Origin of the sequence: Amycolatopsis tolypomycina (assembly GCF_900105945.1) — a bacterium.
In the GTDB taxonomy this organism is placed as follows: domain Bacteria; phylum Actinomycetota; class Actinomycetes; order Mycobacteriales; family Pseudonocardiaceae; genus Amycolatopsis; species Amycolatopsis tolypomycina.
Window position 1 is genome coordinate 7,397,672 of sequence record NZ_FNSO01000004.1, and the last position, 24,695, is coordinate 7,422,366.

26 protein-coding genes, 1 tRNA gene and 2 pseudogenes are annotated in these 24,695 nt (G+C 72.3%); 17 read left to right on the forward strand and 12 right to left on the reverse strand.

Annotated elements, in window-relative coordinates:
* Together BLW76_RS43670 and BLW76_RS43675 are read left to right on the forward strand one after the other, a co-directional pair.
* Complete coding sequence (locus BLW76_RS43670; RefSeq protein ID WP_244170600.1) at positions 1-1,053, forward strand: alpha/beta hydrolase; 1,053 nt, start codon at positions 1-3, stop codon at positions 1,051-1,053.
* Positions 1,054-1,110: 57 nt separating this feature from the next.
* Positions 1,111-1,974 carry a DUF1963 domain-containing protein gene (locus tag BLW76_RS43675; RefSeq protein ID WP_143060800.1) on the forward strand — a complete coding sequence of 288 codons (864 nt, stop codon included), beginning with the start codon at positions 1,111-1,113 and terminating at the stop codon, positions 1,972-1,974.
* Between the two features lie 23 nt (positions 1,975-1,997).
* Here BLW76_RS43675 and BLW76_RS43680 read toward each other — a convergent pair whose 3' ends face one another.
* On the reverse strand, positions 1,998-2,645 hold the full coding sequence (locus tag BLW76_RS43680) for a TetR/AcrR family transcriptional regulator (protein ID WP_091318187.1): 648 nt from the start codon (positions 2,643-2,645) through the stop codon (positions 1,998-2,000).
* Positions 2,646-2,783: 138 nt separating this feature from the next.
* Between BLW76_RS43680 and BLW76_RS43685 the strand changes: the two genes are divergently transcribed.
* Genes BLW76_RS43685 through BLW76_RS43695 form a run of 3 tightly spaced genes read left to right on the forward strand, consistent with a single transcriptional unit; the run spans position 2,784 to position 7,581 of the window.
* Positions 2,784-4,070 carry an MFS transporter gene (locus BLW76_RS43685; RefSeq protein ID WP_091318188.1) on the forward strand — a complete coding sequence of 429 codons (1,287 nt, stop codon included), beginning with the start codon at positions 2,784-2,786 and terminating at the stop codon, positions 4,068-4,070.
* Positions 4,067-5,815, forward strand: coding sequence for an ABC transporter ATP-binding protein/permease (locus BLW76_RS43690; RefSeq protein ID WP_091318190.1), 1,749 nt, complete (start codon positions 4,067-4,069; stop codon positions 5,813-5,815). Before BLW76_RS43685 ends, BLW76_RS43690 begins: the two co-directional genes overlap by 4 nt.
* Positions 5,812-7,581: an ABC transporter ATP-binding protein gene (locus BLW76_RS43695; protein ID WP_091318192.1), complete on the forward strand. Its 1,770-nt coding sequence runs from the start codon at positions 5,812-5,814 to the stop codon at positions 7,579-7,581. The genes BLW76_RS43690 and BLW76_RS43695 overlap by 4 nt, the downstream gene beginning before the upstream one ends.
* Before the next feature lie 421 nt (positions 7,582-8,002).
* Here the strand turns inward: BLW76_RS43695 and BLW76_RS43700 are convergent.
* The 5 genes from BLW76_RS43700 to BLW76_RS43720 form a co-directional block, all read right to left on the reverse strand.
* A tRNA-Ala gene (locus BLW76_RS43700) sits at positions 8,003-8,075 on the reverse strand.
* 54 nt (positions 8,076-8,129) lie between these two features.
* Complete coding sequence (gene sepX, locus BLW76_RS43705) at positions 8,130-8,972, reverse strand: divisome protein SepX/GlpR (RefSeq protein ID WP_091318193.1); 843 nt, start codon at positions 8,970-8,972, stop codon at positions 8,130-8,132.
* Between the two features lie 163 nt (positions 8,973-9,135).
* A complete protein-coding gene (locus BLW76_RS43710; RefSeq protein ID WP_091318195.1) occupies positions 9,136-9,804 on the reverse strand; it encodes a GNAT family N-acetyltransferase in 669 nt (222 codons plus the stop codon).
* Positions 9,804-11,081, reverse strand: coding sequence for a molybdotransferase-like divisome protein Glp (gene glp / locus BLW76_RS43715; RefSeq protein WP_091318196.1), 1,278 nt, complete (start codon positions 11,079-11,081; stop codon positions 9,804-9,806). Before glp ends, BLW76_RS43710 begins: the two co-directional genes overlap by 1 nt.
* Positions 11,078-11,983, reverse strand: coding sequence for a UTP--glucose-1-phosphate uridylyltransferase (locus BLW76_RS43720; RefSeq protein WP_091318198.1), 906 nt, complete (start codon positions 11,981-11,983; stop codon positions 11,078-11,080). Before BLW76_RS43720 ends, glp begins: the two co-directional genes overlap by 4 nt.
* Before the next feature lie 24 nt (positions 11,984-12,007).
* On the opposite strand from BLW76_RS43720, the gene BLW76_RS43725 reads away from it, so the two are divergent.
* From BLW76_RS43725 to mscL, 4 genes are all read left to right on the forward strand, one after another.
* Entirely contained in the window at positions 12,008-12,598 is a 591-nt protein-coding gene (locus BLW76_RS43725; RefSeq protein WP_091318200.1) for a 5-formyltetrahydrofolate cyclo-ligase, read from the forward strand.
* An 86-nt stretch (positions 12,599-12,684) separates the two neighbouring features.
* Entirely contained in the window at positions 12,685-12,984 is a 300-nt protein-coding gene (locus BLW76_RS43730) for an FmdB family zinc ribbon protein (RefSeq protein ID WP_086846497.1), read from the forward strand.
* A 131-nt stretch (positions 12,985-13,115) separates the two neighbouring features.
* Complete coding sequence (locus BLW76_RS43735; RefSeq protein WP_091318201.1) at positions 13,116-13,733, forward strand: SAF domain-containing protein; 618 nt, start codon at positions 13,116-13,118, stop codon at positions 13,731-13,733.
* Positions 13,734-13,790: 57 nt separating this feature from the next.
* Entirely contained in the window at positions 13,791-14,207 is a 417-nt protein-coding gene (mscL, locus tag BLW76_RS43740; protein WP_091318203.1) for a large-conductance mechanosensitive channel protein MscL, read from the forward strand.
* A 5-nt stretch (positions 14,208-14,212) separates the two neighbouring features.
* Here the strand turns inward: mscL and BLW76_RS43745 are convergent, their stop codons facing one another.
* The 3 genes from BLW76_RS43745 to BLW76_RS43755 all read right to left on the reverse strand — a co-directional run bounded on the left by BLW76_RS43745 (position 14,213) and on the right by BLW76_RS43755 (position 15,813).
* The gene (locus BLW76_RS43745; protein WP_091318204.1) at positions 14,213-14,386 is read right to left on the reverse strand and encodes a hypothetical protein; all 174 of its coding nucleotides are present in this window, start codon (positions 14,384-14,386) and stop codon (positions 14,213-14,215) included.
* Positions 14,387-14,491: 105 nt separating this feature from the next.
* Positions 14,492-15,316, reverse strand: coding sequence for an aldo/keto reductase (locus tag BLW76_RS43750; RefSeq protein WP_208613500.1), 825 nt, complete (start codon positions 15,314-15,316; stop codon positions 14,492-14,494).
* Positions 15,313-15,813 (reverse strand): MogA/MoaB family molybdenum cofactor biosynthesis protein, encoded by a 501-nt coding sequence (locus BLW76_RS43755; RefSeq protein WP_013230045.1) that lies wholly within the window; start codon positions 15,811-15,813, stop codon positions 15,313-15,315. Before BLW76_RS43755 ends, BLW76_RS43750 begins: the two co-directional genes overlap by 4 nt.
* Before the next feature lie 123 nt (positions 15,814-15,936).
* On the opposite strand from BLW76_RS43755, the pseudogene BLW76_RS43760 reads away from it, so the two are divergent.
* From BLW76_RS43760 to BLW76_RS43770, 3 genes and pseudogenes are all read left to right on the forward strand, one after another.
* A pseudogene (locus BLW76_RS43760) lies at positions 15,937-17,006 on the forward strand (NAD-dependent epimerase/dehydratase family protein).
* A 101-nt stretch (positions 17,007-17,107) separates the two neighbouring features.
* A complete protein-coding gene (locus BLW76_RS43765) occupies positions 17,108-17,350 on the forward strand; it encodes a type II toxin-antitoxin system Phd/YefM family antitoxin (protein ID WP_244170730.1) in 243 nt (80 codons plus the stop codon).
* Positions 17,347-17,607 (forward strand): Txe/YoeB family addiction module toxin, encoded by a 261-nt coding sequence (locus BLW76_RS43770; protein WP_091318207.1) that lies wholly within the window; start codon positions 17,347-17,349, stop codon positions 17,605-17,607. The genes BLW76_RS43765 and BLW76_RS43770 overlap by 4 nt, the downstream gene beginning before the upstream one ends.
* A 1-nt stretch (position 17,608) precedes the next feature.
* Here BLW76_RS43770 and BLW76_RS43775 read toward each other — a convergent pair whose 3' ends face one another.
* The 3 genes from BLW76_RS43775 to BLW76_RS43785 are packed head-to-tail and all read right to left on the reverse strand — an operon-like array spanning position 17,609 to position 20,761.
* Complete coding sequence (locus BLW76_RS43775) at positions 17,609-18,658, reverse strand: sensor histidine kinase (protein WP_091318209.1); 1,050 nt, start codon at positions 18,656-18,658, stop codon at positions 17,609-17,611.
* Positions 18,655-19,356 (reverse strand): response regulator transcription factor, encoded by a 702-nt coding sequence (locus BLW76_RS43780; protein ID WP_091318210.1) that lies wholly within the window; start codon positions 19,354-19,356, stop codon positions 18,655-18,657. Before BLW76_RS43780 ends, BLW76_RS43775 begins: the two co-directional genes overlap by 4 nt.
* Before the next feature lie 10 nt (positions 19,357-19,366).
* Positions 19,367-20,761, reverse strand: a complete 1,395-nt coding sequence (locus BLW76_RS43785; RefSeq protein ID WP_091318212.1) for a hypothetical protein — start codon at positions 20,759-20,761, stop codon at positions 19,367-19,369.
* Between the two features lie 159 nt (positions 20,762-20,920).
* Here BLW76_RS43785 and BLW76_RS43790 point away from each other — a divergent pair, with 159 nt between their 5' ends.
* From BLW76_RS43790 to BLW76_RS43810, 5 genes and pseudogenes are all read left to right on the forward strand, one after another.
* Entirely contained in the window at positions 20,921-21,565 is a 645-nt protein-coding gene (locus BLW76_RS43790) for a glycosyltransferase family 2 protein (RefSeq protein ID WP_091318214.1), read from the forward strand.
* Positions 21,562-22,245, forward strand: a complete 684-nt coding sequence (locus tag BLW76_RS43795) for a TIGR04282 family arsenosugar biosynthesis glycosyltransferase (protein WP_091318215.1) — start codon at positions 21,562-21,564, stop codon at positions 22,243-22,245. Before BLW76_RS43790 ends, BLW76_RS43795 begins: the two co-directional genes overlap by 4 nt.
* Complete coding sequence (locus BLW76_RS43800; protein WP_091318217.1) at positions 22,245-22,877, forward strand: methyltransferase domain-containing protein; 633 nt, start codon at positions 22,245-22,247, stop codon at positions 22,875-22,877. The genes BLW76_RS43795 and BLW76_RS43800 overlap by 1 nt, the downstream gene beginning before the upstream one ends.
* Positions 22,874-23,988, forward strand: a pseudogene (locus BLW76_RS43805) (molybdopterin-dependent oxidoreductase). Before BLW76_RS43800 ends, BLW76_RS43805 begins: the two are co-directional and overlap by 4 nt.
* Positions 23,985-24,593 carry a hypothetical protein gene (locus BLW76_RS43810; protein ID WP_091318218.1) on the forward strand — a complete coding sequence of 203 codons (609 nt, stop codon included), beginning with the start codon at positions 23,985-23,987 and terminating at the stop codon, positions 24,591-24,593. Before BLW76_RS43805 ends, BLW76_RS43810 begins: the two are co-directional and overlap by 4 nt.
* Positions 24,594-24,695 lie beyond the last annotated feature (102 nt).

The following is a 24,695-nucleotide window of genomic DNA, read 5'->3' on the forward strand; positions in this document are numbered from 1 at the left end:
GTGCGTTTGCTCTTGCGCCGGCTCGCCACCGCGGCGGTGGCTCTGCTGTGCGCCGGTACGGTGCTCACCCCAGCGCAGGCGTCCGCCGCCGAGGCGGCCTGCCAGAACCTGAACATCCCCGTGTCACTCCTGGAAGTGCCCCTGCTCGGGCTCAAGGACCAGACCATGTACGGCAGGCTGTGCGTCCCGCCGGGCGGCAGCCGCACCCTGCAGGTGCTGGTGCCCGGCGGGACGTACAGCTCCGCCTACTACGACCCACCCGGCCTGGCGGCGACCCGCTCGTTCCGCCGGGCGGTGAACAACGCCGGGTACGCCACCCTGGCCGTGGACCGGGTCGGCTCGGGACGCAGCTCCAAGCCGCTGAGCGAGCTGCTGTCCGCGACTTCCCAGGCCAACGCGGTGCACCACGCCATCCAGGCGATGCGGACGGGCGCGGTGGGCCCCCGGTTCGACCGGATCGTCCTCGTCGGGCACTCGCTCGGCTCGGCCACGGCGATCATCGAGGCGGCCGGCTTCCGCGACGTGGACGGCGTGGTGGTCACCGGGTTCACCCACCGGGTCGCCGCGCTGACGGTGCTGCCCACGCTGGTCGCGCTGAGCCCGGCGGTGCTGGACGAGAAGATGTCCAAGGTCGTCGGGCTGGACGCGGGGTACCTGACGACGATGCAGGGCATGCGGTACAGCGCGTTCCACAGCCCCGGCCCGTTCGACCAGCAGGTCGTCGACGCGGACGAGGCGACCAAGGACCTGATCGCGCCCGGTGAGATCGTGGACGCCGTCGTGATCGGGTTGGTGCTCCCCTACAGCAGGCGGATCACCGTGCCGGTGCTGGTGGCCATGGGCGAGCAGGACGGCGTGTTCTGCGGCCCGCTGGCCAGCGACTGCTCCAGCGCGGAAAGCCTGCGGCAGGGCGAAACCGGGTTCTACTCGCCCGAGGCGAGGCTGCGCACCTTTGTGGTGCCGGGCTACGGGCACTCGATCAACTTCGCGCCCAACGCGCCGCTGCTGCACGACGCGGTCACCGGCTGGATGCACGAGCTGGTCGGCAGGTAGCGGCGGTGTCCACCCGCCCGGTTCCGCGCGACCGGGCGGGTGCCCCAGAATGTCGTGATGAGCTGGGCGAGCTTTGCGGAAGCCTGCGCGAGGGTGCGGGAGCTGTGCGTCGAGCACCTGGGCGAGCACATCGGGACACAGGTCGCGGCACTGGCGAAACCCGGGTTCGGGCTGCGTCCGGTGAAGCCGGGCATTCCCGCGGCCGGCCTCGGCCGGTGGGGCGGTCCGGCGTTGCTGAACCCCGGCACGCCGTGGCCCGAGTACGACGGCGTTCCGCTCAGCCTGTTCGCCGTCCTGGACGTCGACGCGCTCGGCGCCTGGCTCGGCGACGACCGCCCACCCCACGCGCTGCTGAACATCTTTTACTTCGACCCGGACGTCCAGCGTGGTTACGTGCTCGAGGGCGCCCCTCTCCGTGACTTCGAGAGCCCGCGGTTCTGCCGGATCATCCCGGCGGACCCGGCACTGGCCATTGAGGAGGCCGCACCCGCGCCGGCCTCGATCCACGCCCCGGAGCCGTTTTACGCGGTTCCCGTCGTGACCTTGCCCTCGATGCAGGGAGTCTCCTACGACCCGGTTCTCGACACGGTGGACTACGGCGGGGAGACCGAAGACTCACTCCACTACCGGTCGATGCCGGGCTGGCTGGCCGCGGACCGCCTCGGCGATCGCTGGCTCGAGTTCTGCGAGCGGGCGCAGGGCCTGTACAGGTACGAGGGCGTCCGGTTCTCGCCCGACCAGGCGTTCGGCTGGCCGCACCTGGAGAACAGCTTTTCCCAGCTGAAGGAGCCGTACCGCCACCTCATCACCATCGGGCACCACGACCTCGGCGACGGCGGCTACGTGCACTTCGTCCTGCCGCCGAAGGCCTTCCGCGACGGGGACTACGAGCAGGCAATCGCCTTGTACGAGGGTTTCTAGCTCGCGAAGATCTCCCGAAAGGCTTACGAGGCTGATCCCGCGGGCTCGACGTAGCGGCGGCAGAGGTTCAGGCTTTCGGCGATCACCGAGTCGACGAGGTCCGCGGCGGAGCCGGTCGTCCCGTGGTGGCCGGCCCGCTCCACGAGGTAGTCCGCGGTGCCGTGCATGGTGTTGTACAACAGAATCGCGGCGGCTCGGTGGTCGGCCAGGGCGAAGGCGCCGGCCGCGGTGCCGGCTTCGAGGAGGCCGGCGAGCGCGGCCGCGTGCTGGTTGATCGCCGGGTCGGCTTCGTGTCCGTGGCGGGCCGCCTGGCCGTGCCCCGCGCTGCGGGGGTGGTGGAACAGCGCGTCGTGCAGGTCGGCGTGGGCAAGGTAGCCGCGGATGCCGGATTCCATCCAGTGCAGCAGCCGGCCCATCCAGTCGCCGGCCGGAAACCGGCCGAGTTCAGCCTGCTGGCGGGCGGTGAGTTCGTCGACGAACCGGTCCTGCAGCGCGCCGAGGAGTTGTTCCTTGGAGCGGAAGTACAGGTAGAAGGTGCCTTTGGCGACCTCGGCGCGGGCCGTCACCTCGTCCACGGTCAGCCCGGCGACCCCTTTGTCCAGCACGATCTGCAGCGCGGCGTCCAGCAGGTCGCCGCGTCGTCGTTCCGGTGCCTCCGTGCGCCGCCTCACGCGATCGCCCTTCCTCCTCGTGCCCGCTGACCACGCTCATTGTGACCGTTGCGGCAGAGCCGCCGCCAAGCGGCTTGCCATTGACAATCATGTTCATTAATGTGACTGGCGGTCAGTCACTGAAGGAGGAGGTTGTCGATGGTGCAGCGTGTCGGGGGCCTGCCGCCTCCGGTGGCGGCCGGTGCCGGGCCGGGGTTGTCGCGACGGCGGCGGTTCGCCACCATCGCCGCGCTGTACCTGGTGGCCGATATCGGCTACTCGTTCTTCTTCGGGGCGTTGAACACGATCCTGTTGCAGGGTGGGGTGCACCTCGGGCAGCTGGCGTTGATCAACCTGCTGGGGCTGCTGTATGCGGGGCGGTTCCTCGTCGGACCGCTCGTCGATCGCGTGCGGTTCGGGTGGCTCGGTCACTACCGCGGCTGGCTGGTGACCACGCAGCTCGTGCTCGTGGCGGTGTGGCTCACGCTGGTCCCGCTGGATCCGGTGGGCGATCTGCCCGTGGTGCTGGCACTCATGGCCGTGGGACTGGCGGTGTCGGCGGTGCACGACACGGCGATGAACGGGCTGGCGGTCCGGCTGCTGCCCCCGCGGGACCGGGGCCTGGGCAACGGCATCCAGACCGGGATGGCCAGTGTGTCGATCATGCTCGGTTCCGGTGGCGCGCTGCTGCTGTACTCGCACGCGGGCTGGAGCGTGACGATCAGCGTGCTGGCGGCGCTGTTCCTCGTGCCGTTCGGGGTGCTGCTGTTCATGACCGAACCGGCTGACGGGCACCCGGCTCGGCGAGAGCGGCCGTTCGCCGGGCTGGTGACGTTGTTCCGGCAGCGGCGGGTACGCACGTGGACGCTGCTGGTCGTGCCGGTGTTCGCGCTCGGCGGGTACGTGGCCACCGCGGTACAGACGCCGATGATGCTGGCCGCGCACTGGTCGCTGGATCGGATCGCGCTGGTGCAGAGCACGCTGTCCGGCCTGGTGGGACTCGCGGCCGGGTTCGGCGCCGGCGCGCTGGTCACGCGGCTGGGCCGGCGCCGGTCCGCGCTCGCCGTCGGCGTGTTCTGGGTGTTCGCGCTGGCGTCGTTGCTGCCCCTGTCGCTGGGCGGGTCCACGGCCACGCTGGACGCGGCGGCCGTGCTGGCCGTGTCGGTGGGCTACTCGGGGACGGCGGTGTGTGTCTCCACCGTGTCGATGGACCTGACCCGCCCTGCCTCGGCGGCCACCGACTTCACGCTGCAGATCTCCGTGCTCGGGGTGCTACGGCTCGCGATGAGCTCAGCGGGACTGGTCGTGGCCGGAACAGTCGGCTTTCCGCCACTGATCGGTGTCTCGGTCCTGCTCGCGGCAGCCGGCACCTGGATCACGGCTCGCTGGCTGCGCGGCCACCACATCTCGTCCGATGCACTCGACACACCAAGGGAGTTCGCATGACCGGCGTGAGCGAGTCAGGCGTGCTGGGATTCGCCGTCCGCACCGTGCGCGCCCGGCTGGCCGGCGCGGTGGCGGTGGGAATCGGGGTGGTGGTGACCCGCCTGGTTCAGGCCTTTGCGCTGGCGGTGCTGATCACGGCCCCGCTGACGGGCCGTTCCTGGGAGACGGCACTGCAAGGGTTGTGGCTGGCCGCGGGGATGGTGCTGCTGCGAGCGGTTCTGCTGTGGGCAGGCGAGTCGATCGCGCAGGCGGCGGGACACCGGGTGACCCTCGGCGTGCGGCGCCTGGTGCTGGAACACCTGCTGTCCTTGGGGCCTGCCTACGTTGCCACCCACCCCAGCGGAAAAGTCGCGGCGACCCTGGTGGAGGGTGCTTCGGCCCTGGAGACGGCGGTCGCGCGCGGTGGTCCGGCCCGGCTGCTGTCCTGGATCGGCCCGTTGCTGGCGGCGCTGGCGATCGGGATCGTGGACCCGATCGGCGGAACGCTGATCGCACTCGCACTCGTCATCGCGCAGACCGCCCGTCCACTGTGGAACCGCATCGGCCGGAAGGGACACGACAACGTCTTCGTCGATCTCGCGGCGATGGACGCCGGCTTCGTCGAAGCCGTGCAGGGCATGCCCACCGCCAAGGCGTTCGGCGCGACCGGCCGGGTGCGCGACCGGCTGGCCGCCCAGGCCGAGCGGGTGCGGGTGGCGAGCATGCGGGTCCTGACCGCGTTGTTCACCCAGCTGCTGGCCGTGCGGTGGGCGATCGCGGGCGCCGGTGCGGCGGTGGTGGTGCGAACCGGCTTCCTCGCCGCGGACGGCCGGATCGCCACGGTGCCCGCCGTGACGGTCGTGCTGATCACGCTGGTCGCGTTCGCCCCCGTCGACGAGGCGGGCAAGTACCTGCACGCGAGCCTGACCGCCCCGCTCACCGCCGCCGGGTTGGACGCGTTCCTGGCCGAGCGTCCCTCGATCCCCGAACCGGCGCACACCGGCACGCTGACGACCGCGCCGTCGAGGATCACGCTGGAGCAGGTGTCGTTCCGCTACCCCGGCCGTGCCGAGAACGCACTCTCGGACGTGTGCCTCGAACTGCGGCCCGGGCGCACGGTCGGACTGGTCGGGGCCTCCGGCTCGGGCAAGAGCACCTTGGTGTCGCTGGTGCTGCGGCTGGTCGACCCGGTCGCCGGCCGGATCGTGGTGGACAGCGGTGGTGTGGACGGCATCGACCTGCGTGAGCTGCCGCAGGAGTACTGGTGGCAGCACGTCGCGGTGGTCAGCCAGGACACCCACCTGTTCCCCGGGACGCTGCGGGAGAACATCGCGCTGGCCCGCCCCGGGGCGCCACTCGACGAGGTCGAAGCCGCGGCGGCCGCCGCCGGTTTGTCCGCCGACATCGCCACCATGCCACGGGGTTTCGACACCCCGGTATCCGAACGCGGCACCACCCTGTCCGGAGGTCAGCGGCAACGGGTCGCGATCGCCAGGGCACTGCTGGCCGACCCGGCCGTGCTGGTCCTCGACGAGGCGACCGCCGCACTGGACGGCCGCACCGAGCAGATCGTGCACGACACCATCGCCCGGCTCGCCCGCGAGAAGGCGGTGATGATCGTGGCGCACCGGCTGGCCACGGTTCGCGACGCCGACGAGATCGTCGTCCTCGACCACGGCACGGTCGTCGAACGCGGCACCCACGAAACCCTGCTGAACAACGGCGGGACCTACCACCGCCTCGTCCGCTCCGGAGCGACCCTGTGACCACGCGTACCTCTGCCGCGACCATCGACCGGCCACTGTGGCGGCTGCTGCCGTACATGGCGTCCCGGCCCGTCGTGTTCGGGCTCGTCATCTGCTCGGGCCTGCTCTACTACGCCACCATCGTCGCGCTGCCCGCCCTCACCGCATACCTGTTCGGCACCCTCGTGACCGCACACACCGGAGCCGGCGGCGCGCTCGTGACGGGGATCGTCATCGCTGTGGCCGTCGCCGGCCTCGCCCAGTGGTGGCAAACCGGCATCGGTCACGACTGGGCTTACCGGCTGCTCAAGGAACTGCGGGTGCGCATCGTCGACGGCATCGCCCGCGCCACCCCGGGCCGGCTGCTGGGTCGCCGGACCGGCGAACTCGCCGACATCGCCAAGAACGACGTCTCGGCCACCGAACTGTTCTTCGCGCACACCGCCGGCGACTACGTCGGCGCGATCGCCGTCTCACTCGCGGCACTGGTGACCGTCGCCGTGCTCAACCCGCTGTGCGCGCTGGTGCTGGCCGTGCTGATGGTCCTGGTTGCCGCCGTGCCCGCCGTGCTCGCGCGTCGGGCCGGCGAACAAGGACAGTCGATGCGCGCTGCCGGCGGAGCGGTGGCCGGCGAGACGATGGATGTCATCCAGGGCCTGCGGGAACTCGCCCTGGCCCGCCGCGGGCGTGACTACGCCGAGCGTGTGCTCGCCCGAGGCGACGAACTCGGCGCCGCACACCGCCGCTACGCGCGCCGCGCCGGAGCCGAACTGGTGACCACCGAGCTCCTGCTCGGCCTCGGACTGCTCGTCCTGGCCACCGTCGCCGGCGCCCAGGTCGGCGCGGGTGCACTGGCCCCCCAGTGGCTACCGGCGGTGATCGTGCTGGGCACCTCCGCGCCGGCCCCGATCGCCACCGTCTCGGCCACCGCCCGCACCCTGGGCGAGGTGCGGGCCGCGGCGGCCCGCGTGCTCACCATCGTCGGCTACCCCGCCCACGTCGACGAGCCCGCGGCACCGGACCGGGTTCGCGCCGCGGTGCCCGCCGTCGAGTTCGACGATGTCCGATTCGGCTACCCCGGCCAGTCCGACGACGTGCTCCGCGGCGTGTCCCTCCGGATCGAGCCCGGGGAAACCGTCGCACTGGTCGGGCGCTCCGGCGCGGGGAAGACGACGTGCGCGCACCTGCTGCTGCGCTTCTGGGACACCACGACGGGCGCGGTCCGCATCGGCGGCGTCGACCTGCGCGACCTGGCGACCGAAGACCTGAGCCGGACCGTTTCCCTTGTCCCGCAGGACATCTTCCTGTTCGACGACACGATCGCCGGCAACATCCGCCTCGGCCGGCCCGACGCCGCCGACACCGAGGTCCACGACGTCGCCCGTCTCGCCGGCGCGCACGAGTTCATCCGCGCACTGCCGGACGGCTACGACACCCGCTGCGGCGAACGCGGCGCGGTCCTGTCCGGCGGGCAGCGCCAGCGCATCGCCATCGCGCGGGCGTTGCTGACCAAGGCGCCCGTGCTCGTGCTCGACGAAGCGGTGTCCAGTTTGGACACCGAAAGCGAACGTGCCCTGCACGAGAGCCTGGAAGCCACCCACGGATCCCGGACCACCCTGGTGATCGCCCACCGGCTGTCCACGATCCGCCGCGCCGATCGCGTCGTCCTGCTCGACGACGGCACCGTCGTCGCCGAAGGAACACACGACGAGCTCGCCGCGAACGCGCCCGCCTACCGGCGGCTGCTGGCCCGCCGGCACAACGACGCGGTCCCACCGGCCTCCTGACGATCACGTCCAACCAGCGCACCACAGCCCCGGGCGGCCACGGCGATCGTCCGGCCCACGCCGGACTCGCGGACCGCCTGTTCCACGTCCAGCAGCCCGTACGCCTCGATGCCCCGCCCGGACAACCCGGCCAGACGGCGAGCCGGTGCGGCTGATCCCAACGCGATGGCCGTGGTCCGGAGCCGTTCGTGGTCGCGGGCGCATCCAGGGCGGCGTTCGCCCGCCGGTGGCGTCGGTGGCGAGCCAGGTCGGCTACACCCTTCGGTTCGGCATTCGAACGAGTCCGAGCGTCTACCGCGCGGGTGCGCGCAAAACCGTGCTGCCACCGGATTTCCCGGCCCGTTGCCGTCAGGCGCGGACGGCACAAACAAAAGGACCACCCGCGATGCAGGTGGTCCTTGTTGCAGTAAGACTTCCAGGGTGGAGCTGAGGGGAATCGAACCCCTGACCTTCTCGATGCGAACGAGACGCGCTACCAACTGCGCTACAGCCCCTTGGTTGTGCTCGTAGAGCTTAGCAAAGCCCTACGAGCACCCCGCGCAGGGGGGTCACTCTCCGACCGCCCGCCGGTAAGGCCCAGTGCCCGGCTCGTCGAGCTCCTCGAACGCCGGGTCTTCGTCGTCGAGGTCGACGACGACGGCGCTGCGGCGGACGCGGGACGTCGGGGACGGGCGGCGTTCGACCACCTCGCGGCGCACCGGCTCGACGACCTCGACGTGCTCGGCTTCCGCGTGGTCCTCTTCGTCGTCCGTCGAAGCCGAACCCGAGCCCGAAGGCACCGGGGACGAGCGCCGAGGCGCGCGGCTGCTGTTGAAGCGGGCCAGCCGGCGCTGCCGGATCTCCTCCTCGATGCGCACCTGGCGGCGCAGGTACACGAGGTACCCGACGAGCACGACGTCGATCGCGCCGTGGCCCCACCAGGCGAGCGGGAAGACGAAGCCGGCGACGAAGCCGCTGATCACCGCGATCGCGAGCAGGATGACGACGATGCGCTGCCGGAAGCCGTACTTGGCGCGGGCCGCGATCTCGGCGGCTTCGGGGTCGAAGCCGCCTCGGCCGGGCCGGTAGCCGGGCCGGTCGCGTTCGGCGCGGCGGTCGCGGGCCGGCTGCGGGAGCGGCTCGGGCTCGACGTCCGGCTCGTCGAGGTCGTCGTCGAGTTCGAGGTCGGCCTCGAGTTCGGCGAGATCGTCCTCGACCGAGGGCCGGGACTTCCCGGGATCGTCGGACATGGCGAATTCCTCCCGGTCTTCGTTGCGTCCACTGCGCACGACCCTGGCCGCGAGCGCCGAGTCGGCCGTCCTCGCCACCTGCTGTCGCCGTCGCGCGACCATGGGCACGAGTACGACGAGCCATGCCGCGGCGAGCGCGACGATGATCACGGAGCTGGGCATCTCCCGTCACCTCCCCCGATCCTTCCACCATCAATCACGTTAGTCACAGGAGTAACAGATCAGGCGGAGGCTCGCCGGGTTCGATCACGGAAATGCCTCACCGGATTAGGTGAAACTCACAGCATGTGGTAACGCGACCACGGGCCCAGGTGGGTAATCACGTTCAGGCGTAGTCGGCGCGGCCCGCCGCGGCGAGCCGCGACACCAGCCCGGGGCCGGTTTCCTCGCGCGTGATGGCGTAGCAGTAGTGGTCCCGCCAGGCCCCCGCCACGTCGAGGTAGCGCTCGAACAGGCCTTCTCGCCGGTAGCCCGCCTTGGTGAGAACCCGCAGGCTGGCGGCGTTTTCGGGACGCACGGTGGCCTCCAGCCGGTGCAGGCCGGCCGGGCCGAAGGCGTGGTCGGTCACGAGGGCGACGGCGGCCGTCGCGACCCCGCCGCGGACCACTTCCGAGGACACCCAGTAGCCGATCCACGCCGACCGCAGCGACGCCCGGATGACATTACCCACAGTGATCTGTCCCGCGAGACGACCGTCCAGGGTGATCGTGAACGGCAGACACTGACCACGCCGAGCGAGCGAACGCAACGCCGCCCACTGCGACGGCCACGACCAGAAGGCGTTGCGTTCCGGCCACGGGCCGATGCCGGTGGGTTCCCACATTTCGAGGTGCGCGCGGTCCCGCAGCCGGATCCGGGACCACTCGCCGGCGTCGCGCAGCCGCACCGGCCGGATCGCGACCTCGCCCGCGGGCACCCGCAGCGGGCCGAGCCGGGCCGGCCAGCCCGGGTGCCGGCTTTCGACGGGGTAGGACACGCCCGACACGGAGTTCATCAGGCCCGTTGCGCCAGGAAGGTGACCTGGACCTGTTCGCCCGCGGCGACGTCGGTCGCCTCCTCCGGCACGTTGATCAGGCAGTTGGCCTCGGCCAGCGACGCCAGCAGGTGCGCGCCGGACTGGCCGAGCGGCTGGACCAGGTACTCGCCGTTGGCCTCGTCGCGCAGCAGCTGGCCACGCAGGAAGCCGCGCCGTCCCTCGGTCGAGGTGATCGGCGACAGCAGCCGCGCGCCGACGATCCGCCGGTGCGGGTTGCGGGTGCCGCGCGCCGCCCGGATCAGCGGCCGCACCAGCACCTCGAACACCACCAGCGCGCTCATCGGGTTGCCCGGGATGAGGAACGTCGGCACCGAGTCGGGACCCAGCCTGCCGAACCCCTGCACCGAGCCGGGGTGCATCGCCACCCGCGTCATGTCGATCCGGCCGAGGTCGGACAGCGCGGCGTGGACCTCGTCACCGGTGGCGCCCCCGGCGCCGCCCGCGACCACCACGATCTCGGACATCAGCAGCCGTCCCTCGACGACCTCCCGCAGCCGTTTCGGCTCGCTCGGCACGATGCCGACCCGGCTGACCTCGGCGCCCGCGTCCCGGGCGGCCGCGGCCAGCGCGTAGGAGTTGACGTCGTAGACCTGCCCGACCGACGGCGTCCGGTCGATGTCGACCAGCTCGTCGCCGACCGACACGATCGACACCCGCGGCCGCGGGTAGACGAGGACCTTCGCCCGGCCGACCGCGGCCAGCAGGCCGACCTGGGCCGAGCCGATCGTGTCGCCGCGGCGCACCGCGACGTCGCCGATCTGGACGTCCTCGCCGGCCCGCCGCACGTACCCCGCCGACGGCACCGAGCGGTGCACCGTGACCTTGGCCTGGTGCCCGTCGGTGTAGGCGAGCGGCACGACGGCGTCGGCCAGCGTCGGCAGCGGCGCGCCGGTGTCGACCCGGACGGCCTGGCCGGGCTGGAGCCGCCGCGGCTGGCGCGAGCCCGCCGCGATCTCCCCGACGACCGGCAGCTGCACCGGCTCCTGCCCGGCGTTGCGCACGTCGACGCTGCGCACCGCGTACCCGTCGATCGCGGCCTGGTCGAAGCCGGGCAGCGCGTGCTCGGCGACCACCTCCTCGGCGCAGAGCAGGCCCTGGGTCTCGGAGATCGCCACCCGCACCGGCTGCGGCCGGACGGCGGCGTCCAAGGTCATCGAGATCTGCGCGTCGACCGAGCGCAGCTCGGCCTCGTCCCCAGCCACCTCGGGCCGCGCCGCGTCGAGGGATTCCGTCATGGGCGCTCTGTCCCGATCCGTTCCGTCAGCCACGCTCGTAAAGATGGCCCGTACTCCGGCGTTTCAAGCGCGAAATCGACCGCGGCGCGCAGGAAACCACCCGGATTCCCCAGGTCGTGGCGTCCGCCGCGGTGGACGACGACGTGCACCGGGTGTCCCTCGCTGATCAGCAGCGCGACCGCGTCGGTCAGCTGCAGCTCGCCGCCGCTGCCCGGGGTGATCCGCTTGAGCGCGTCGAAGATCGCCCGGTCGAGCAGGTACCGCCCGGCCGCGGCGTAGGTCGACGGCGCGTCCTCCGGCTTCGGCTTCTCGACCATCCCGTGCACCCGCTTGACGTCATCGTCGTCGGTGTCGGTGACGTCGAAGACGCCGTACGGCGAGATCTCGGCCTTCGGGATGTCGAACGCGCAGAGCACGCTGCCGCCGTACTGGGCGCGGACCGCGCTCATCCGCTCGAGCACGCCGGTGGGCAGCACCAGGTCGTCGGGCAGCAGCACGGCGACGGCCTCGTCGTCCGGGCGCAGGTTCGGTTCGGCCTGGGCGACGGCGTGGCCGAGGCCGAGGGCCTGCTCTTGGATGGCCGTCTCGACAGCGAGGAGGTCGGAGCCCCGGCGGACCTTCTCGAGCAGGGCGGTCTTGCCCTTGCTCTCGAGGTTCGCCTCGAGCTCGGGCTGCTTCTCGAAGTACCGGACCACGGCGTCCTTGCCCGGCGAAGTCACGATGACCAGGCGTTCCGCGCCGGCGGCGGCGGCCTCGGCCGCGACCAGCTCGATGCCGGGGGTGTCCACCACCGGCAGGAGTTCCTTGGGGACGGCCTTCGTCGCCGGGAGGAACCGTGTCCCGAGGCCGGCGGCAGGCACGATGGCGGTTCTGAACGTCTGGGAGGTTGCGGCGCCCGTCATGGGCGCAGAGCCTAACGTGAGGTCATGCACGCGCTGGGCAATGAGCACCTGAGCAAGGCGGAGTGGCGTGAGCGGGTGACGCGCGCCCGGGCGGGGCAGGCAGCCGAATCCCACGCGCGGGAGGCGTCGGCACTGGTCAGTGCGGTGTCGAAGGTCACAGTGAGCACCGTGTGCGCGTACCTTCCGTTCGGCACCGAGCCGGGCACGACAGCGTTCGTCGACGCGCTGGTGGCCACCGGTGCGCGGGTGCTGCTGCCCGTCATCCGGTCGCGGGCCGAGCCGCTCGACTGGGCCGAGTACACGGGCGAGGCGGACCTGGTGCCCAGCCGGTTCCGCGGCATCCGCGAACCGGGCGGGAAACGCCTGGGTACCGAGGCCGTGGGGGCGGCGGAGCTGGTGCTGGTGCCCGCGCTGGCCGTCGACCGCTGGGGCGTCCGGCTCGGGCGCGGGGCCGGCCACTACGACCGTTCGCTGGTCTTCGCCGCGGCCGGCGCCGCGTTGCTGGCCGTCGTGCGGGACGAAGAGCTGGTCGAACGGCTGCCCGGGGAGCCGCACGACGTGCGCATGACCGGGGCGTTGACGCCGGGTCGAGGCGTGGTCGAACTACCGGTGTGAGCAACCTGGAATTGCTTTCGGGGAAGGTTTTCCCGCACAATCGGGTTGGCACTCAGGTCGGATGAGTGCCAGCAAAGGAGCCGTCAGTGCCTACGTACCAGTACGCCTGCAAAGAATGCGACCACCGGTTCGAAGCCGTGCAGTCGTTCTCGGACCCCAGCCTGACCGTCTGCCCGCAGTGCTCCGGTGCGCTGCGCAAGGTCTTCAGCTCGGTCGGCGTCGTCTTCAAGGGCAGCGGGTTCTACCGCACGGATTCGCGCGACTCGAGCAAGTCGAGCACCGCGGCCGCCCCGGCGAAGACCGAGACCAAGACGGAGTCGAAGTCCGACACGAGCTCGGCATCCTCCTCTTCGACCACGACGAAAACGGCTGCCGCGGCGTCCTGACGCGGCTGGTTGTCCACAACACCCCGGTTGTCCACAGCGGCCGGACACGGCCCTTCCGGCGGCCGGTCCGGCTTCCCTAACGTCGATCTCGTGCGGCACAGCGCCGCACCCGATCCGGCCGAGGGGGCCCCGTGGACATCCTGGCGAAGCTCCGCCTACCCGATCTGAACCGGCCGCAGAGCCGGCGGACGCGGCTCATCCGCCGCTGGCTCGCCGCCGGCCTGCTCGCCGTCGGCGGAGTGCTGTTCTTCCTCCCCGCATCCGCACGAGGCGCACCGACCGTCCTCGCGGCACACGACCTGCCACCGGGCACCACGCTGCGCGCCGGCGACGTCAGGCTGGCCGAACTCCCCGGCGAAGCACGTCCCACGGGCGTGTTGAGCACCCTCGACGCCGTCGACGGCCGGCTGCTGGCGGGCGCCGTCCGGGCGGGCGAGCCACTGACCGACGTCCGCCTGGCCGACGTGGCTGTCCGCGGCGACCCCGATACGGCGACCGTGCCGGTCCGGCTGGCCGACGTGGGTATCGCCGAGCTGCTCCGGCCCGGGCAGCGCGTCGACGTCGTCGCGGCGCCGGAACCGGCCTCGCCCGCGTCCGTGCTGGCCGGTGGGGCGACGGTCGTGACGGTCGGGCACCGGGAGCCGTCCACGGCGAAAGGGCCGCTGGTCCTGCTCCGGCTCCCCGAGGAATCGGCAACGCGGGTGGCGGCGATTTCACTGGAGCGACCGGTAACGGTTACTCTCCGCTAGCCCGCGTCCGCCGAGACGGGCGACGGTGTCCCCTTCCCGGTTCGTGAGGAGAGCAAGGTGTTCAAAGGTTTCAAAGACTTCCTGATGCGCGGCAACGTCGTCGACCTCGCGGTCGCGGTGGTCATCGGCTCGGCGTTCACGGCGATCGTCACGGCGTTCACGAACGGCCTGATCAAGCCCCTGATCAGCACGATCGGCGGCACGGACGCGGCCAAGGGCCTCGGGTACCAGATCTTCGACAACAACCAGGCCACGTTCCTGGACTTCGGCAGCGTGATCAACGCGGCGATCAACTTCGTGCTCGTCGCCGCGGTGGTCTACTTCGTGATCGTGCTGCCGGTCAAGAAGGTGCAGGAGCGGCGCAAGCGCGGCCAGGAGCCGGGTCCGTCGGAGCCGACGGACGTGGAGCTGCTGACGGAGATCCGCGACCTGCTGCGCGCCCAGCAGTCCCAGCGCGGCAACGACCGCGACTGACGCGGTCAGCGATCGTGGTGCGGTGGCCGGTTCTCCCGGTACCAGTCATCCGGGAGACCGGTGCGCCGCTCGGGATCGCGTTCGTCGGAGGTGGTCTCCGGCAGGACGTCCCCGAAGATCTCGTCGACCCGGCGGCGCTGTTCGCTGCTGGTCTGAGGTTTCCGCGGTTCGCCCGGCATACCCCCAGTGTCCCACGACCCGTTCTTTGACAACTCCAGAGCGCAAGAACGGCTCCCCCGCCCACCGGCCACCCGGCCAAAGGCCGGCGTCACCGCGCAGCGACCTCACCCGAGCGCATCGAGCCGCCCCAGCTGCTCGGCACTCAGCCCGAGCCCCGCGGCGGCGACATTCTCCTCCAGGTGCGCGATCCGCCCGGTGCCCGGAATCGGCAGCACCACCGGCGACCGCGCCAGCAGCCAGGCCAACGCCACCTGGGCCGGCGTGGCGCCCACCTCCCCCGCAACGGCGGCGACCTCGGCGGCGCCGGCCGCGGCCGGCGCAACGGGCCGCCACGGCAGGAACGCAATGCCCGCCGAGGCACAGGCGTCGACCACCGGCTCGTGCTCCCGGTCAAGCACGCTGTACCGGTTCTGGACGCTGGCGATCTCGGCGAGTTCCCGTGCCCTGGCAAGCTCGTCGACGGTCACCTCGGACAGCCCGAGCAGGCCGATCTTCCCGGCGCGCTGCAGCTCGCGGAGGGTGCCGAGCTGGTCGGCCAACGGCGTCTCCGGGTCGATGCGGTGCAGCTGCAGCAGCTCGATCCGCTCCACCCGGAGCCGGCGCAGGGCCTGGTCGACCTGGTCGCGCAGGATTTCGGGCCGGGCGTCGAGCCGCCACTCGCCGCCCGGGCCGGTTCGCGCGACGCCGACCTTGGTGGTGATCAGCAGGTCGTCCGGGTAGGGGTGCAGGGCCTCGGCGAGCAGTTCCTCGTTGGCCCCGCCGCCGTAGAGGTGCGCGGTGTCGATGAGCGTGACGCCCAGCTCGACGGCCCGCCGGGCGACGGCGATCGCGCCGTCCCGGGCGGGCCCGGCTTCGGTCGGCAGGTGCATGGCCCCGAAACCGAGCCTGCGGACGGTCAGCCTGCCGCCGATGCGGAAATCGGGGGTCACACCTCTTCGAGGCCCGAGAGCTCGTCGATCACGTGCGGCACGAGCGAGGTCAGCGTCGCCATCCCGTCGCGGACCGCGGAGCGCGAACCGGCCAGGTTGACCACGAGCGTGCTGCCGGAAACCCCGGCGAGCCCGCGCGAGATCCCGGCGTCGACCGCGCCGGCGGCCAGGCCGGACGCGCGGATGGCCTCGCTGATGCCCGGGATCGGCCGGTCGAGCACACCGGCGGTGGCGTCCGGGGTCCGGTCACGCGGCAGCACGCCGGTGCCGCCGACGGTGATCACCAGGTCGGCGCCGCCGATCACGGCGGTGTTGAGCGCGTTGCGGATACCCGCGGTCTCGGCCTCGACCACGACGACACCGTCGACGATGAAGCCCGCTTCTTCGAGCAGCTCCGTGACCAGCGGGCCAGTGGTGTCCTCGTGCTCGCCGTGCGCCACGCGATCGTCCACGATGACCACGAGGGCCCGGCCCAGCCGTTGTGCACTCCGTTCCATGGCGCCCACCGTAGCCGGTTTCGGCGCCCCGGCGCCGGGAGGTGGCGGGTGAGTCCTGACGATTCGGTGACGTGCCGCGGCGAGGCCCCGCGGGCCCTGCCCGAGCCCCCTAGCGTGGCCGGTGTGCGCGTACTGGTCACCGGCGGAGCCGGGTTCATCGGGTCCCACATCGCCGACCTCCTCGCCGACGGCGGCGACGAGGTCGTGGTGCTGGACAACCTCCTCCCCACGGCACACGGCTCCCGCACCCCGCCCCCGTACACGGGCAGGCACCGGTTCCTCCGCGGCGACGTCACGGACACGGAGATCGTCGCGGAGCTGCTGGACGGCGTCGACGCGGTCTGCCACCAGGCGGCGGTGGTGGGCCACGGCATCGACCCGTCCGACGCACCGTCGTACGCCCTGCACAACGACTACGGCACGGCGGTGCTCCTGGCCGGAATGCACAGGGCCGGCGTCCGGAAGCTGGTCCTGGCCTCGTCGATGGTGGTCTACGGCGAAGGCCGCTATGCGTGCCCGGACCACGGCGTGGTGCCACCGTCACCGCGCCGCCGGTCCGATGTGGACGAGGGCCGCTTCGAGCCACGGTGCCCGTCCTGTGCGGCGGAGCTGAGCTGGCAGCTGGTGCCCGAGGACGCACCGCTGAACCCCCGCAGCACCTACGCGGCGACGAAGCTGGCCCAGGAGCACCTGGCGGGCGCCTGGGCCCGTCAGACGGGCGGCAGCGTCTGGGCGATGCGCTACCACAACGTGTACGGCCCACGAATGCCCCAGAACACGCCGTACGCGGGAGTGGCATCCCTCTTCCGTTCGGCCCTGGCCCGCGGCGAAGCCCCCACGGTCCTGGAGGACGGCGGCCAGCAGCGCGACTTCGTCCACGTCCACGACGTGGCCAGGGCAAACGTCCTGGCCCTCCGGACACCCGGCCCGGCCGACCTCACCCCGCTGAACATCTGTTCCGGCACCCCCACACGGTGGGCGAGCTGGCGAAGGAGCTGTCCCGAGCCGGCAACGGCCCGTCCCCGAAGGTGATCGGCGGCGCCCGCCCGGCCGACGTCCGCCACGTCGTCGCCGACCCGGCCCGAGCCCGCGAGCTGCTCGGCTTCACCGCGGAAATCGGCTTCGCGGAGGGCATCGCCGACTTCGCCACGGCGGAGCTCCGGGCACCAGTCGCTCCGTGCGCGAATCACTGAAAAGCACCGGCGCTGTCTCGTGGGTGGGATCACCCTTGCCAGCCATCACTCCATCGACGTACAGTATCTTGTACGTCGAAGGGAGGGTGTCTGTGAAGACCATGAGCTACTCCGAGTCTCGCGCCAAGTACGCCGAGACGCTCGACTCCGTGGTCAACGATCGCGAAGAGGTCGTGATCACGCGCGCTGGGCACGAGCCGGTCGTGATCGTTTCCCTCGACGACTACCAGTCACTGAAGGAAACCGCCTACCTGCTCCGCAGCCCGGAGAACGCGCGGCGGCTGATCACCGCCATCGAGCGACTGGAGTCGGGCGGCGGAGCACAGCACGAACTCGTTGAATGAAGCTGATCTGGGACGAACACGCGTGGGACGACTACCTCTGGTGGCAGACCGAAGACCGGAAGGTCCTCAAGCGCATCAACGAACTGCTCAAGGACGTCCGACGCAACGGCAATGAAGGCTTCGGCAAGCCAGAGCCCTTGAAGCACGGCTTCCAGGGCTACTGGTCTCGCCGGATCACGGACGAGCACCGACTCGTCTACAAGGTCGCCGGCGACGAAATCCGGGTCGCGGCCTGCCGCTACCACTACGGAAAGTAGCTCAGGGCATCGCGAGCGGCAGCCGCACCTCGAACCGGCACCCCGGCCCGTGGTTCTGCACCCCGATCCGCCCGCGGTGCGCCTCGACCAGCCCCTTGGCGATCGCCAGCCCGAGCCCGCCCCCGCTGGTCGTCCCCTCACGCTCGGGCGTCCGGGCCTGCGTCCCGCGGAAAGCGACGTCGAAGACCCGGGTGATCTCGTCGTCCGGGATGCCCCCGCAGGAGTCGTCGACGGCGAGCAGGGCCTCGTCGCCGTCGACGCCGATCTGGACCGCCACCGTCCCGTCGGGCGGCGTGTGCCGGATCGCGTTGGACACCAGGTTCCGCACGATCCGGGCCAGTTCCGGGTCGCTGCCGGTCACCACCGGCCAGGTCGACGCGTTGGCGAGCACCCGCACTCGCTTCCGGTGGGCGACCGGCGCCTGGGCGGCGACGGCGTCGCTCACGACGTCCCGCAGCGGCACCGCGGACATCGTGAGCTCCAGGGCACCGGCGGTGATCCGCGAGAGCTCGAACAGGTCCCCGACCATCGCGGACAGGCGCCTGGTCTCGCCCGTGATCCGCTGGGCGTAGTCGGCGACTTCGTGGCGTTCGGCCACCACGCCGTCGGCCAGCGCTTCGGCCATCGCCTGGATCCCGACCAGCGGGCTGCGCAGGTCGTGGCTGATCCAGGCGACCAATTCGCGCCGCGAGGCCTCGGCGGCGCGTTCCCGCTCGCGCGCCTCGCGCTCCCACACGCTGCGGCGCGCGATGGCCCGGCCGAGGATGATCGCCGCGGGCACGGTGACCAGCCCGACGAGCAGGCAGACCAGCAGCATCGTGGTCAGCGCCGGGGTGAACATGAACCCGCTGATCCCCAGCACCCCGACCAGCGTGGCGAGCACCGGGATCAGCACCAGCACCGTCAGCGTGGTCGCGAGCGAACCCCGGCGCAGCACGTACAACGCGATCCCGCCCAGCGCCGCGACCGGCAGCGAGAACAGCAGCGCGAACGGCAGGATGTGCCAGAGGTGCGTCAGCATCTCCGGCAGGGACTCGCCCGAGCCGATCACGGCTGCTCCCGGTCGTAGCGGTAGCCGACGCCCCACACCGTCGCCACCCGGGCCGGCTTGGCCGGGTCGCGCTCGATCTTCTCGCGCAACCGTCGCACGTGGACGGTCACAGTGGACTGATCGCCGAAGTCCCAGCCCCACACCTTCTCGAGCAGGTCCGCGCGCGAGTAGGCGACGCCGGGGTGGGCGAGGAAGAACGCCAGCAGGTCGAACTCCCGGGTGGTCAGCGGCAGCTCGCGGCCGCCGAGGGTCGCGGTGCGGGCCTTCATCTGCAGGCGCAGGTCGCCGTCCACGAGCTCGGCGGCGGCCGGCTCCGGCCGCGGCATCCGGGCCCGGCGCAGCACCGAGGCCACGCGGAGGGCGAGCTCCTTGGGGCTGAAGGGTTTCGTCACGTAGTCGTCGGCGCCGAGCTGGAGCCCGGCGATGCGGTTCTCCTCCTCGCCGAGTGCGGTGAGCATGACGATCGGCACCGAGCTGACCTGACGCAGCCGCCGGCACACCTCCAGGCCGTTGATCCCCGGCATCATGACGTCGAGGACGACCAGATCGGGCTCGTGGGCGGCGAACCGGGCCAGGCCCTCCGCACCGTCACCGGCCTGGTCGACGGTGAACCCGGCCACCTCGAGGTAGCGGCGGACGACGTCGCGGACGGTCTCGTCGTCGTCGACCACGAGCACCCGTCCGGCCTGATCGTTCATCACGTCTCCCTCACCAGCCCGTCAGCAGCAGGTGGTTGACCGCCAGCGCCGTCGCCGCGTGCGCGGCCAGCCACCACCGGCGACCGGGCCGCGGCAGCAACGCCGTCAGCGGCAGCAACCACACCCCGAACGGTAGCCAGATCCGTTCGGTCTCGGCCTTCGACAGGCCCGAGAGGTCGGCGAAGAGGATGGCGGCCAGTGCGGCGAGGCCGAGCAGCAGCACCGGATCGGTGAGCAGGGCCCGGCGCGGGGACGCGAAACCGCGCCGGACGGCGGCCACGACCGCGGGGCCGAGGGGGACGACGACCGCCGCCAGGTCGGCCCACACCCAGTAGGAATAGGGCCGGACCAGCGCCACGCCCTGGTAGTAGCGCTCGACGACCAGGTGGTAGCCGTCGAGCCACCAGAACCCGGCCCAGGCGAAGACCCCCACGACGGCGAGAGCCGCGGCGATCGCCAGCGCCGCCGCCCGCCACTGCCTGCCGAGGACGGCGACAGCCACCGCGAGCAGGCCGAGCAGCACCAGGCCGTAGGAGAGGAAGATCCCGAAGCCGAGCAGGACCCCGGCGGCCAGTCCGGCCGGAACGGCGTGGCGACGACCGGCGGTGAACGCCTTCGCGGACAACGCCAGCAGCGCCAGCCCGGTGGCGGTCACCCCGGCGAACAGACCGTCCGCGGAGACGCCGAGCCAGACCGCGCCCGGGGTGAGGACGGCGAACGGCAGCACCGTGCGGGCCGCTTCGGGCCTGCCGAGCAGGGCGACCGTGGCCGGCACGGCCACCGCGACCAGGCTGCCGGCGAGCACCACGGCCGTGGCCGCCCACGCGCCGCCGTGCAGGCCGATCCGGTCGAGCCAGACGAAGACGAGCGTCGCGCCCGGTGGGTGGCCGGACACGTGCGTCGTCCACGAGTGCGGCTGGAAGTCGAGGATGCGGGAGGAGAACTCGCGCAGCATCCGCGGGATGTCGGTGATGCCGGGGACCTCGTGGAGGTACTCCTGCGGGATGGTGAGCCGTCCGGCGAAGCCGCGCGTCCAGCCGTCGACCATGGCCAGCGAGAAGATCCAGGCGAGCGAAGCCAGGTAGCCGGCGGCGAGCGCGCGGCGCCACGGCAGGCGGGCGGCCAGCGCCGGGCCGTGCAGCACCACCGCGACGGCGACGAGCACGGCGAACAGCGAGCCCGGGCCGACGTGCGGCAGCCAGTCGGCGAACAACGGCGGCGCGGACACGAAGATGACCACGCCGGAGTGCGGCCGGTTGTAGTACAGGCCGACCGCGGCGGCCGCGGCGACGAGCACCACCGCCGCCGCGACCGCGACGAGGTCGGCGCGGCGGCCGGAGACCGGGGCGTCGGGTTCGCGGGCAGGCGGCTCGGCGAGCCGGGCTGCCGATTTCGGCTCGCTCATCGCCGCCCACCCTAGGTCCGCGGCGGGCGATCCGCGCCGCCGGAACGGCAGCCGTAACGACGCGGTAAGAACTCACCGGACGTCATGATTCGGTAAGCGCCGCAAGGGTTCTACGGCCCGCGAGGCGGTCTTACGGTCGGCGCCGTGACTGAATCGGAAGTGGACGTCGTCCTGCCCTGCCTCGACGAAGCGGGCGCCCTCCCCGGCGTGCTGGCCGGCCTGCCGCCCGGCTACCGCGCGATCGTGGTCGACAACGGTTCGGCCGACGGCTCGCCCGAAGTGGCGGCCGCGCTCGGCGCGAAGGTCGTCCACGAGCCGCGCCGCGGCTACGGCGCGGCCGTGCACACGGGACTGGAGGCCGCCACCGCGGACATCGTGTGCTTCGCCGACGCCGACGGGTCACTGGACCTCGCCGACCTGCCGCGGCTGGTGGCCGCGGTCGAAGGCGGCGCCGACCTGGCCGTCGGGCGCCGGGTGCCGACCGGTCCCGGGGTGTGGCCGTGGCACGCGCGGGCGGGCAACGTCGTGCTCGCGTCGCTGCTGCGCAGCCGCGGGCTGCCAGTGCGGGACATCGCGCCCCTGCGCGCGGCGGACCGGCGGGCGCTGCTCGGCCTCGGCGTCGCCGACCGGGCGTTCGGCTATCCCCTGGAGCTGCTGCTCAAGGCGCAGCGCGCCGGTTGGCGGGTCCGCGAGTTCGACGTCCGCTACGGCGAGCGCGCCAAGGGCACGAAGTCGAAGGTGTCCGGGTCGGTGCGGGGGACGCTGCGCGCGGTCCGCGACTTCGGGCGGGTGCTGGCCCGATGACGCCTCCGTTCGTCCTGCTGGTCGTGGCCAAGGCGCCGGTCGCGGGCCTGGCCAAGACCCGGCTCTGCCCGCCCGCCACACCGGTTCAGGCGGCCGAGATCGCCGCGGCCGCACTGCTCGACACCCTCGACGCCGTCTGCGCGGTGCCGGGCGCCCTCCCCGTCGTCGCGATGACCGGCGACCTCGGCGCGGCCGCCCGGCCGGTCGAAATCGGCATGGCACTCCGTCACGTCACCACGATCCCGCAGCGTGGCCCCGATTTCGGCGCCCGGCTGGCGAACGCCCACGCGGACGCCGCCGCCGTGCACACGGGCCTGCCGATCCTCCAGATCGGCATGGACACCCCGCAGGTCACGCCGGAACTGCTCGCCGCGGCGGCCGCGCCGGTCCGGCACGGCGGCCACGACTCGGTGCTCGGGCCTGCCGTGGACGGCGGCTGGTGGGCGCTGGGGCTCGCCGAACCACGCCACGCCCAGGTCCTCGCGGACGTCCCGATGTCCCGCGAAGACACCGGCATCCGGACGCTGCGGGCGCTCGTCGCGGGCGGGCTGCGGCCGAGCGGGGCGCCGCGGCTGTCCGATGTGGACACCATGGCGGACGCCCGCGCGGTCGCCGCGGGGTGCCCGGGTGGCCGGTTCGCCCGCGCCGTCACGGCCGTCGGCGGGCAGGCGGTGGCGTGATGACGGCCCTGACGAGCACCGGCCACGAGTTCGACCGCGGCCTGCTCGGCCACCGCTGCTGGCTCGAGCTGGCGAGCGGCGAGCGGATCGAGCTGCCGGTGGAGCGCTGGACCGAGCCGTCCGACGGCGACGACGTCCTGCTCGACGCGTGTTCCGGCCCCACCGTCGACCTCGGCTGCGGACCCGGCAGGCTGACCGCGGCCCTGGCCGGGCGCGGCGTCGTGGCGCTGGGCGTGGACAGCTCGCGCACGGCCGTCGCACTGACCCGGCGGCGCGGCGGAAGTGCGTTGCAGCGCAACATCTTCGACAGCCTGCCCGGCGAAGGCCGGTGGCACCACGCCCTGCTCGCGGACGGCAACATCGGCATCGGCGGCGATCCGGCGGCGCTGCTGCGGCGCACCGCGGAGCTGATCGCGCCCGGCGGCGACGTCCTCGTCGAGCTCGAGCCACCCGGCCGGGGTCTCCGGCACGAACGCGTCCGGCTCCGGCCCGGCCGCGCCGACGTCGCCTGGTTCACCTGGGCGTGGGTCGGCGTCGACGCGATCGCCGAAGTCGCCGTGCGCGCCGGGATGCGCGTCGACTGGACCACCCGGCGTGGGCACCGCTGGTTCGCGCGGTTGGAGCGGTCGTGAAGCTCCCGATCCCGGCGGAGGAACAGTTCCGCGCCCCGGCGCACCACGAGCGCGTGACGTCTAAGATCGGCCTGGCCCTGGCCGTCACGTTCACGACGTGCTTCGTGACGGGGTTGCTCAGCCACCTGATCCAGCACCCGCCCGGGTGGTTCTCCTGGCCCAGCCGCCCGGTCGGGCTCTACCGCGTCACGCAGGGGCTGCACGTGATCGCGGGCGTGGCGTCGATCCCGTTGCTGCTGGCCAAACTGTGGAGCGTCTACCCGAAGCTGTTCGGCAGGCCGCTCGTCCGCTCGCTCCCGCACGCGCTGGAGCGGCTGTCGATCCTGGTGCTGTCCGGGGCGGCGTTCTTCGAGCTGACGACCGGGCTGCTGAACGTCGCGCAGAACTACCCGTGGGGCTTCTACTTCCCGCAGGTGCACTACGCGGTCGCGTGGCTGGCGATCGGCTCGATCCTGGTGCACGTCGCGGTGAAGCTGCCGATCATCCGCCGCGCCCTGAGCCGGACGACCGCCGAGGAGCCGCCGGCGGAGGGGCTGTCACGGCGGGGTTCCTGGTGACCACCGGGCTGGCGGCGGGTGTCGCGGTCGTGGCCACCGCGGGCGCGACGGTCCCGTTCCTGCGTGGGGTGTCCGCCCTGTCCTGGAGAACCGGCAAGGGCACCCAGAGCCTCCCGGTGAACCGCACGGCGGCGGCCGCGGGTGTCACGTGGTCGCCGTCGTGGCGCCTGTCGGTGGTGACCCCGCGCGGCACGACGAAGTTCTCGCTCGACGAGCTGCGCGCCCTGCCGCAGACGACGGCAGAGCTGCCGATCGCGTGCGTGGAGGGCTGGAGCCAGTCGGCCACCTGGCGCGGGATTTCCCTGCCCACGCTGCTGAAAGCCGTCGGCGCGGCACCGGGCACCGCGCTCCGGGTGTCCTCTTCGGAGCGCAACGGGCTCTACGGCGTCAGCGTGCTGCCGGGCGAGCACACGGCCGACGAGCTGACGCTGCTGGCCCTCGAGCTCAACGGCGAGGTCCTCGCCCCCGACCACGGCTTTCCCTGCCGGATCATCGCCCCGAACCGGCCCGGCGTGCTGCAGACGAAATGGGTCACGAAGCTGGAGGCGCTGTGAAGGCCGTCCGTGTGCTCCTCGCGCTGCCGGGCCTCGCGGCGCTGGCGTGGGGCGCGGTGCTGTTCGCCGAGTACGCGCTGCCCCTGCGCCCCGACGTCTACGGCACGGTAACCTGGCTCGTCGGCGGCCCGATAGTCAACGACGCGGTCATCGCGCCCCTGACAGCGCTCCTCGGCATCACCTTGGCCCGCCGCCTCCCGCCCCGCTGGCGAACCCCGGTGACGGCCGGCACGGTCATCACCGCCACCCTCGCCATCCTGGCGTTCCCGCTGCTCTGGCGCCCGTACGGAACCCCACCGATGCCCGGCCTCCACGACACCGACCCCACCCCGGGCCTGGCCCTCACGGTGGCAGCGGTCTGGCTGACGGTGGTCCTGACCGCCCTGACCCGCCGTGTCGTCCCCCCAATCACGAGTGATGCCCCTCCAATCACGCGAGATACGCCCCCAATCACACGAGACACGCCTCCAGTCACGCCAGGTCCGGCCCTGATCACGCCAGGTCCGGCCCCGGGCACGACAGCCGACCCTCCAAGCACGCAACCCGACCGCCTAGGCACGCAACCCGACCGCCCAGGCACGCCAACCGACCCTCCCGGCACCTGACCAGGCCCACAAATGCGGCCACGCGCGACCGGCATCGAGTGCCTGGTCGCGCGTGGCCTTGTGGGTCCGGCCCCGGAAACGGGGGTCGAGCCGAAGTTGGTC

Excerpts from the sequence above, each read along its gene's own strand:
- BLW76_RS43785 (WP_091318212.1), bottom strand. The coding sequence starts at position 20,761 with ATGAGCGAGCCGAAATCGGCAGCCCGGCTCGCCGAGCCGCCTGCCCGC.
- BLW76_RS43765 (WP_244170730.1), top strand. The coding sequence starts at position 17,108 with ATGAGCTACTCCGAGTCTCGCGCCAAGTACGCCGAGACGCTCGACTCC.
- BLW76_RS43755 (WP_013230045.1), bottom strand. The coding sequence starts at position 15,813 with ATGGAACGGAGTGCACAACGGCTGGGCCGGGCCCTCGTGGTCATCGTG.
- BLW76_RS43675 (WP_143060800.1), top strand. The coding sequence starts at position 1,111 with ATGAGCTGGGCGAGCTTTGCGGAAGCCTGCGCGAGGGTGCGGGAGCTG.
- BLW76_RS43725 (WP_091318200.1), top strand. The coding sequence starts at position 12,008 with ATGCACGCGCTGGGCAATGAGCACCTGAGCAAGGCGGAGTGGCGTGAG.
- glp (WP_091318196.1), bottom strand. The coding sequence starts at position 11,081 with ATGACGGAATCCCTCGACGCGGCGCGGCCCGAGGTGGCTGGGGACGAG.
- BLW76_RS43720 (WP_091318198.1), bottom strand. The coding sequence starts at position 11,983 with ATGACGGGCGCCGCAACCTCCCAGACGTTCAGAACCGCCATCGTGCCT.
- sepX (WP_091318193.1), bottom strand. The coding sequence starts at position 8,972 with ATGCCCAGCTCCGTGATCATCGTCGCGCTCGCCGCGGCATGGCTCGTC.
- BLW76_RS43690 (WP_091318190.1), top strand. The coding sequence starts at position 4,067 with ATGACCGGCGTGAGCGAGTCAGGCGTGCTGGGATTCGCCGTCCGCACC.
- BLW76_RS43770 (WP_091318207.1), top strand. The coding sequence starts at position 17,347 with ATGAAGCTGATCTGGGACGAACACGCGTGGGACGACTACCTCTGGTGG.
- BLW76_RS43780 (WP_091318210.1), bottom strand. The coding sequence starts at position 19,356 with ATGAACGATCAGGCCGGACGGGTGCTCGTGGTCGACGACGACGAGACC.
- BLW76_RS43710 (WP_091318195.1), bottom strand. The coding sequence starts at position 9,804 with ATGAACTCCGTGTCGGGCGTGTCCTACCCCGTCGAAAGCCGGCACCCG.
- BLW76_RS43745 (WP_091318204.1), bottom strand. The coding sequence starts at position 14,386 with ATGCCGGGCGAACCGCGGAAACCTCAGACCAGCAGCGAACAGCGCCGC.
- BLW76_RS43800 (WP_091318217.1), top strand. The coding sequence starts at position 22,245 with ATGACGGCCCTGACGAGCACCGGCCACGAGTTCGACCGCGGCCTGCTC.
- BLW76_RS43685 (WP_091318188.1), top strand. The coding sequence starts at position 2,784 with ATGGTGCAGCGTGTCGGGGGCCTGCCGCCTCCGGTGGCGGCCGGTGCC.
- BLW76_RS43795 (WP_091318215.1), top strand. The coding sequence starts at position 21,562 with ATGACGCCTCCGTTCGTCCTGCTGGTCGTGGCCAAGGCGCCGGTCGCG.